This is a genomic window from Zavarzinia sp., from assembly GCF_049306435.1.
In the GTDB taxonomy this organism is placed as follows: Bacteria; Pseudomonadota; Alphaproteobacteria; order Zavarziniales; family Zavarziniaceae; genus Zavarzinia.
This window is the reverse complement of sequence record NZ_JBAQRT010000057.1, coordinates 1-6564: the sequence shown is the minus strand read 5'-3', so window position 1 is coordinate 6564 and position 6564 is coordinate 1. Positions and strand designations below refer to the sequence as shown.

At 66.5% G+C, this 6564-nt stretch carries 6 protein-coding genes; 3 read left to right on the top strand and 3 right to left on the bottom strand.

Annotated features, from left to right (window positions below; all coding sequences use genetic code 11):
* From WAZ62_RS03005 to WAZ62_RS02995, 3 genes are all read right to left on the bottom strand, one after another.
* On the bottom strand, nucleotides 1-1362 hold a 1362-nt coding region (locus WAZ62_RS03005), incomplete at its 3' end, for a 2Fe-2S iron-sulfur cluster-binding protein (protein ID WP_422642051.1).
* The gene (locus WAZ62_RS03000; RefSeq protein WP_422642050.1) at nucleotides 1359-1646 is read right to left on the bottom strand and encodes a sarcosine oxidase subunit delta; all 288 of its coding nucleotides are present in this window, start codon (nucleotides 1644-1646) and stop codon (nucleotides 1359-1361) included. The genes WAZ62_RS03005 and WAZ62_RS03000, both read right to left, overlap by 4 nt.
* Nucleotides 1647-1656: 10 nt before the next feature.
* A complete protein-coding gene (locus tag WAZ62_RS02995) occupies nucleotides 1657-2964 on the bottom strand; it encodes a sarcosine oxidase subunit beta family protein (RefSeq protein ID WP_422642049.1) in 1308 nt (435 codons plus the stop codon).
* Between the two features lie 75 nt (nucleotides 2965-3039).
* On the opposite strand from WAZ62_RS02995, the gene WAZ62_RS02990 reads away from it, so the two are divergent.
* From WAZ62_RS02990 to WAZ62_RS02980, 3 genes are all read left to right on the top strand, one after another.
* Complete coding sequence (locus tag WAZ62_RS02990; protein ID WP_422642048.1) at nucleotides 3040-4011, top strand: GlxA family transcriptional regulator; 972 nt, start codon at nucleotides 3040-3042, stop codon at nucleotides 4009-4011.
* Nucleotides 4012-4145: 134 nt separating this feature from the next.
* Nucleotides 4146-5282 (top strand): MFS transporter, encoded by a 1137-nt coding sequence (locus WAZ62_RS02985; RefSeq protein WP_422642047.1) that lies wholly within the window; start codon nucleotides 4146-4148, stop codon nucleotides 5280-5282.
* Between the two features lie 377 nt (nucleotides 5283-5659).
* Nucleotides 5660-6394, top strand: a complete 735-nt coding sequence (locus WAZ62_RS02980) for a hypothetical protein (RefSeq protein ID WP_422642046.1) — start codon at nucleotides 5660-5662, stop codon at nucleotides 6392-6394.
* The last annotated feature ends 170 nt before the right edge of the window (nucleotides 6395-6564 follow it).

The window sequence follows — 6564 nt, the reverse complement described above, 5'->3', positions numbered from 1 at the left end:
GGCGCCATGGGTCGAGAAGATGCCGGCGGCGGCCCCGGCAACCCCGAGGCCCGGCGGCGCACCATCGGGCACGAAGGCGGCGATCGTCTCGTCCCAGCGCGGCCGGCCGCGATGGTGGCAGGTCAGCTGCAGATTGGGGTTCCAGCCGCCCGAGACGCCGAGGGCACCGCAGGCGATTTCCTGCGTGCGGCCGTCCGCCGTCCTGATGGTGATCGCCTTCAGGCCCAGCCGGCCCTTGCTGCCGGTGACGACGGCACCGCGAAAAAGCGGCAGGCCCGCAATCTCGGGCGCGTCGGCCCGGCTGTCGATTATGGCGGCGACGCGGACCCCGGCGGCGGCGAGGTCGCGGGCGGTGCGGTGGCCGTCGTCATTGTTGGTGAAGACGGCGACATCCCGCGCGGCTGTCACCGCCCAGCGGTTGGCATAGGCGCGGAGCGCGCCCGCCAGCATGATGCCCGGGCGGTCGTTGTTCTCGAAGGCGATGGGCCGCTCGGTCGCGCCGGCGCAGAGCAGGCTGCGCTTCGCATAGATGCGCCACAGGATCTGGCGCGCCGTGCCGGGCTTCGGCACGGCCAGATGGTCCGACACTCGCTCCAGCGCGCCGAAAATGCCATGGTCGAAGGCGCCGTAGACCGTGGTCCGCGTCATCAGGCGGACATGGGGCAGGCTGGCGAGTTCGGCCAGCGTCGCCTCGACCCAGTCGCGCGCCGGGGCGTCGTTCAGGGTGATGGTCTCGGCGTTCAGGCGCCCGCCGGGCAGGAAATCCTCGTCGGCGACAATGACCCGCGCCCCGGCCCGGCCGGCGGTGAGGGCGGCGGCAATGCCCGCCGGTCCCGCCCCGATCACCAGAAGGTCACAGTGCAGGAAACCCTTGTCGTAGACATCGGGATCGGCTTCGCCCGACAGGCGGCCGAGGCCGGCGGCGCGGCGGATCGCCGGCTCGTAGAGCCTTTCCCAGAAAGCCTTCGGCCACATGAAGGTCTTGTAGTAGAAACCGGCGGTCAGGAAGCTGGACAGGCGGTCGTTGATCGACAGGGCATCGACGGCGAGGGAGGGCCAGCGGTTCTGGCTGGTCGCCACCAGACCCTCGAACACTTCGGCCACCGTCGCCCGCGTGTTCGGCTCCCGCCGGGCGCCGCTGCGCAGCTCGACGAGGGCATTGGGCTCCTCCGATCCGGCGGAGAGGGGGCCGCGCGGGCGGTGATACTTGAAGCTGCGCCCCATCAGGCGAACGCCATTGGCCAGCAGCGCGGAGGCGAGCGTATCGCCCGGATGGCCCTGATAGAGCTTGCCGTCGAAGGCGAAGGACAGGGTGGTGCCGCGATCGACGCGGCCGCCGGACAGGCGGTTGACCTGGCTCATCGGCCGCGCCCCCGGGCCAGGGCGACATCGCGGGCGAGTTCGACCCGGGTGATTTCGTGGGTCGTGATGTTTCGCGTCACCACCAGCCAGGAGCGGTCGCCCTGTTCGTGGAACCACAGCTCGCGGTGCTCGCCGGGGGGATTGTCGCGTAAGTATCCGTAATCGAAGAAGCAAGCGGCGGCATCGGCGGCGAGGCCGTCCGGCCGGTCGATCAGCGTTGCGTCGCCGAGATAGGTGAATTCCTGGGCATCGCGCAGGCCGAGCAGCGGGTGGGGGATCAGCATGGCGATACTCTCAATGCAGGTTGGGCTGGTTGCCCACGCCCTTCTCGTCGATCATCAGGCCCTTCTGGAACCGGTCGAAGCGCATCGCCGCCGCCGTGGGGTGGGGACTGTCGGTCGCCAGCAGATGGGCGAAGCACAGGCCGGAGCCGGTCGTGGCCTTGAACCCGCCATAGCACCAGCCACCATTGAAATAGAGGCCGTCGATATCGGTCCGGTCGATGATGGGCGAGCCGTCCATCGACATGTCCATGATGCCGCCCCACATGCGCAGAAGGCGCGCCCGGCCGATCATCGGCATCAGCGCCATGCCGCCCTCGCAGACATCCTCGACCACGGGCAGGTTGCCGCGCTGGGCATAGGAATTGTAACCGTCGATATCGCCGCCGAAGACGAGGCCGCCCTTGTCCGACTGGCTGACGTAGAAATGCCCGGCGCCAAAGGTGATGACCCCGGGGATCAGCGGCTTCAGCCCTTCCGAGACGAAGGCCTGCAGGACGTGGCTTTCGATCGGCAGGCGCATGCCGGCGAGGGCCATCACCCGGCTGGAATTGCCGGCGACGGCGACGCCGACCTTCTGCGCGCCGATGAAGCCCCGCGTCGTGTCGAGGCCGAGGATGCGGCCGCCCTCGATGCGCATGCCGGTCACTTCGCAGTTCTGGATGATGTCGACACCCAGACGGTCGGCGCCCCTTGCGTAACCCCAGACGACCGCATCGTGGCGCGCCGTGCCGGCCCGGCGCTGCAAGAGCCCGCCCTTGATCGGAAAGCGCGCGTCGTCGAAATTGAGGAAGGGCGCCATGGCCCGCACCCCGTCGCGGTCCAGCAGCTCGGCGTCGACCCCGTTCAGGCGCATGGCGTTGCCGCGCCGACGATAGGCGTCGCGCTGGCCATCGGTGTGGCACAGGTTGAGAATCCCGCGCTGGCTGACCATCGCGTTGTAGTTCACGTCCTGCTCCAGCCCTTCCCAGAGCTGCATCGACAACTCGTAGAAGGGCTCGTTGCCGTCGAGCAGATAGTTGGAGCGGATGATCGTCGTGTTGCGGCCGGCATTGCCACTGCCGATCCAGCCCTTTTCCAGGACGGCAATCCGCGCCTTGGCGTAGGTTTTCGCCAGGTAATAGGCGGTGGCGAGGCCATGGCCGCCGCCGCCCACGATGACATAATCATAGGCGGGTCGCGGCGCCGGATCGCGCCAGGCGGGCCCCCAGCCCTTGTGGCCGGTCAGGGCCTCGCGAATGATCCTGAAACCTGAATAGCGCAAAGCGGCCTGCCTCTTCTGGCGTTCATGGGGCGGCGGAAGCGGTGCCGCGATATCCATCGACGATAGCGGTGATGGTCGGGCTGAACTATTCATTAATTGACATTTTTTGTGCCATAATCGACACATCGGCCCATGGACCACGCGACGACACCCGACAGGCCGCTGCGGATCGGCTTCTGCCTGATCGACGGCTATGCTCTGATGTCGACCTCGGCGGCGATCGAGCCGCTGCGCGCGGCTAATCTTCTCGCCGGGCGCACGCTTTACGACATGCGTTTCATCGCGCTCTCCGGGCAGGTGTCCCGCTCTTCGGCCGGGGCCTTGTTCGAATGCGTGGCGATGAACGAAGCCGGGCTCGACTTCGATCTCGTCTTCGTCGTCGCGGGCGGCGATCCGCTGGAGTTGCGGGAGCCGGCCCTGCAAGCCTGGCTGCGCCGGCTGGACCGGGCCGGGGTGCGGCTCGGCGGCATCTCGGGCGGGGCGGCCATTCTCGCCGGCGCCGGCTTGCTGGCCAACCGGCGCTTCACCATCCACTGGCAGCATTTCGATGCCCTGCGCGCCCGCTCGGCCGATTATCTGATGGAGCGGCGGCTCTTCGTCATCGACCGCGACCGTTATACCTGTGCCGGCGGCGTCGCCCCGCTCGACATGATGCATGCGATCATCGCCGCCGATCACGGCGCGGATTTCGCCCGCCAGATCAGCGACTGGTTCATTCATACCCGCGTGCGACTGGCCGACGATCCGCAGAAGGCCGGCCCGGCCGAGAAATACGGCCTGACTCACCCGGCCCTCGTCGCCGCCCTCGACCTGATGACCAATCACATCGCCGATCCCCTGACGCTGGCGCAGCTCGCCCAGCTGGCGGGGGTGGGGGCGCGGCAGATCCAGCGCCTGTTCGTAGGCGAGATGGGCGTGCCGATGATGCGCTTCTACCGCGACCTGCGGCTGGAGAAGGCAGAGGAATTGCTGCGCCAGTCGGCCCTGCCGGTTGCCGAGATCGCGCTGGCGACCGGCTTCGTCAATGTCGCGCATTTCACCAGGGCCTTTCGCGAGCGCGCCGGCATGGCCCCGGCATCCTGGCGGCGGGCCGGGCGGGGCTGACCAGCCATGCGATCCCCGGGGTTATCGGGCCTCGACGGGACATTGGTCCGCCGCCGCCGGGGCCGCTAGATTGACCGCCCTTCGTCGTTGCGTCCGGGCGTTCGACCGGCAGTCATTGTGGGCGGTCTTCTGTCATGGGCGTGATCTATCGCCGTCTCGCCGTATCGGGGGCCTTTGGCGCGGCCGGTATCGGCCTTGGCGCCTGGGGCGCCTGTCTGCCGCTGATCAAGCGGGGGCTCACGCTCTCCGATGGCGAGCTTGGCGCCGCCCTTCTGTGTTTCGCGCTCGGGGCCCTGGCGGTGATGCCGGTGATCGGCCGTCTCGCCGCCCGGGTCGGTGGCGGGCTTCTGTGCCTGGTGAGCAGTTGTGGCTTCGCCCTCGCCCTGATGGTGGCGGCGCAGACGCCGAGCCTGTCGCTGCTGGCGGCCTGCATCTTCGTCATGGGCGTGTGTTTCGGCGCGCTCGATGTCGCGATGAACCTGCTCGCCGCCGCGGTGGAGCGGGGGGCGAAGGCGCCGATCATGGCATCCTTCCATGCCGCCTATAGTATCGGCGTCCTCTCGGGGGCGGTGATCTCGGGGGCCCTGTTTGGCGTTGGCTTCGGCGCGAAGGGCACCTTGCTGGTCGCCGGCAGTCTCATCATCGGCATTTTCGCGCTGGCGACGCCCGTGATGCTGCGCATCGCGCTCGCTGAGGAAGGCGGGGGCAGCGGGAGGCCACGGCGCCAGCTGCTGCGCGATCCGATGGTCCTCGCCCTGGGCGGGCTCGCCTTTCTCGCCTTCTTCGTCGAAGGAGCGATGGCCGACTGGTCGGCGATCTATGTCGTGCAGCAGGTCGGTCTCGACAGCGGCGGCGGCGCGCTGGCCTTTTCGCTCTTCGCCGCGGCCATGGCGGCGGGACGCATGGGCGGCGGCCGGATCGAGCGGGCGCTCGGCCCCGTCGCCACCCTCGGGCTCAGCGCCATCCTCGCCATGACTGGGCTTTGCGCCGCCGCGGCCTTTCCGCTCGGTTTCGTCGTCATGCCGGCCTTCGCCCTGGTCGGCTTTGGCATCGCCAATATCATTCCCGTGGTCTTCTCGGCCGCTGGCCGGCGCGGCGGCGACCGCGCGACGCGGATTTTCCCCATCGTGGTCGGCATCGGCTATGTCGGGGTGATGATCGGCCCGCCGGTGATCGGCGCCGTGGCCGAACATTTCACCCTGCGCGGCAGCCTGCTGGCGCTCGCGCTGGCGCTTGCCGTGGTGGTGGTGAGCCGGCGGCAGGTGGCGTAGTCATATTATCGCCGACACCGGTTCCGCGCCTGTTTGGAATTATGGGAACGGGTCGATCCTGCGGATATTTCCGTGCCCCGCAGCGTCGGAAATCTTGCCGATATCACTCGATATCGGTGGCGATTACCTTGTCGCGGGACGGGAAATCTCCCGCCGGCTTTCAGCCGCCGAATTTCCAAACAGGCTCTGACAGGGACGCTCTCCCTGCTCTTCCGGCAGGCTGCCTTCTCCGGCCGGTAATGGGGGCATTATGGCAAGAATGGAACAAAAGGGATCGCGGAACGGGAGCTTGCTTGGAGTGGGCTGTAGATGGCATGGCCTCCCTTTGTTTTCCGCATTACGATCACACGGGAAAAACTTAAGGATATGAATGCATTATGCCAGGAATTGTCTTACGAGCAGACACTGCGGCAGAGCTGAGCGCCAGACTTGCTGAACTGGATATCAGTGTGCCTGCGCGCTCGGAGGGGCGCCAAACTTGCCACACAGAACGCTACTGCATCGCGCATCTGCTTGCGACACTGCCGATTGAACGGCTCTCGTTTCCGCTGATCCTTACCCATACCGACAGACCGGATTTCCACTTGGAGATGCCATGTGCCGATGTGGGGATCGAGCACACCGAGGCCGTGCCACAGAACGTCGCCCACGCAGATTTTCTACGTGGAAAGGAAGGTTCAGCGCCGCGTGTCTATTTCATCCCTCGTGCCCTACCTGGGGAGTCACGAAAGGGGGCTGAAGAATTGCGACGTGAAATTATGGCCGATGAGCCTGGCTCTGGTTGGAAGGGCGACGCGCCGGAGCGTGAATGGGCTGAGGCGATGGCGTACTACGTCAAAGAGAAGATGTTGAAAGCAACAGCGGACGGCTTCGTCCGGTACCAAGCCAACTGGCTGATCGTGTATAACAACTGGCCCCTACCGGCGATCGACCGTGCCAAAGCAGGGGCGTATCTGGTGCCGTTCTTGGCGCAAATGTGCGCCTTTTCGGTATTCGATGCGGTCTTTGTCCATGACGAGTCGCATGTGTGTGAGTTCCGCGAGGCCCCCGTGATCCATGCCGTGATCCATGCCGTGGTTAAGCCGGGCTTTGGGCTTCATACGGTATTGTAGGCGCCATCAATGTCGAAATTGGAACTTTTCCGATTCAGCTTCATGGATCGTGCCCCATTACGTGGTGTAGAAGCCGCGTCTTGGATGCAGAGTTGAGTTCTGCGATCAGCCGACCAGTGCTGGCAGGCTGACGTCGGCAGCATCGCTCAAGGGAGCGATGGTTTCCAGGC